We start from the raw sequence: 1,212 nt of genomic DNA on the forward strand, positions 1-1,212 counted from the left end.
ATGCCGCTGCCTTGAGCTTTTCCTCCATGGCTACTGGCGTTTCATAGCCGTTGTAGCTGTGGAGGCGCTTGAGGTTGTAGCGCATCAGATAAGCCTGGATATCCACTCGTGCCTGCGCTTCGGTCTCGTAACCCTCTGCCGGCACCCATTCTGATTTCAATGCTCCGAAGAATCGCTCCATGGCAGCGTTATCCCAGCATTGGCCTCGATGGCTCATGCTCTGGTTCAAGTTGTACTCATCGAGCGCGGCTCTGAATTTATGGCTGGTGTACTGACAGCCCTGGTCTGAATGAAACATTACGCCCGCCGGCCTACCCCGCGATTCAGCGGCCATGCGCAGGGCGTTACAAGCTAAGTTGGCATCTGCAATCATCGAGAATGCCCAACCCACTACGCGACGGGCATAGAGGTCAATCACGGCGGCTAGGTACAGCCAGCGCCTGCCAATCTGGATATAGGTCACATCACCACACCAAACCTCATTGATCGCCGAAACCTTGAAATTGCGCTTCAGCTGATTCTCGGCGATCAACGCTTCTGCCCCTGATGACCGATAGCGGTGCGGCCTGCGCTGTTTGCACTTCAGGCCAGCTTCACGCATTAGCGCACGCACCTTGTATCGTCCTATTTCATGGCCTTCGTGCCGCAATTCCTGCGCCAGGGTTCGCGAGCCAGAAGCACTTCGCGATGCGTTGAAGTGCTTGATTACCAGCAGGCGTAGCGCATCTCTTGCCGGGTTTTCACGTCCTTGCCGTTTGCGCCACGCATAGAAACTGCTGCGCTTAACCCCAAGCACGCGGCAGCAGTCGACAACAGGGTATTGCTCACTCAGCTCGTTGATCAGCGAGAACGATCTTTGGAGTCCCGAAGCAGGAGAGCACTGGCCTTTTTTAGGATTTCGATATCCCGATCCTTTTGCCGAACCAGCGCTTCGAGTTCTTCAATTCGTTGCTGCTCGGGTGTGATCGCTTTGGCTCCAGCAGGAACCTTACCGGCTCTCTCTTCACGCACCTGATCAACCCAGCGGCGAAGCGCGGTAGGGCCCAGCCCAAGGGCGGCACAGACCTCAGGAACTGACTGCCCACCGTCCAGCACCATTTCGGCAGCTTGGACTTTGTATTCTCTTGAATAAGATTTACGCACTGATTTTGCCTCCAATTGGGCGCCATCATAGCGCCCGATGAAGGTGTCCAAAATCATTAGGCCAGTTCA

Annotated in this window: 2 protein-coding genes; both read right to left on the reverse strand. The window is 55.4% G+C overall.

The window, feature by feature from the left end:
• The coding region (locus POF53_RS25885) for an IS3 family transposase (protein ID WP_498970049.1) at window positions 1–844 on the reverse strand (844 nt) is incomplete at its 3' end.
• On the reverse strand, window positions 841–1,194 hold the full coding sequence (locus POF53_RS25890) for a transposase (RefSeq protein WP_234563135.1): 354 nt from the start codon (window positions 1,192–1,194) through the stop codon (window positions 841–843). The genes POF53_RS25890 and POF53_RS25885, both read right to left, overlap by 4 nt.
• Window positions 1,195–1,212 lie beyond the last annotated feature (18 nt).

Origin of the sequence: Mitsuaria sp. RG, from assembly GCF_028369275.1 — a bacterium.
Classification (GTDB): Bacteria; Pseudomonadota; Gammaproteobacteria; order Pseudomonadales; family Pseudomonadaceae; genus Aquipseudomonas; species Aquipseudomonas peradeniyensis.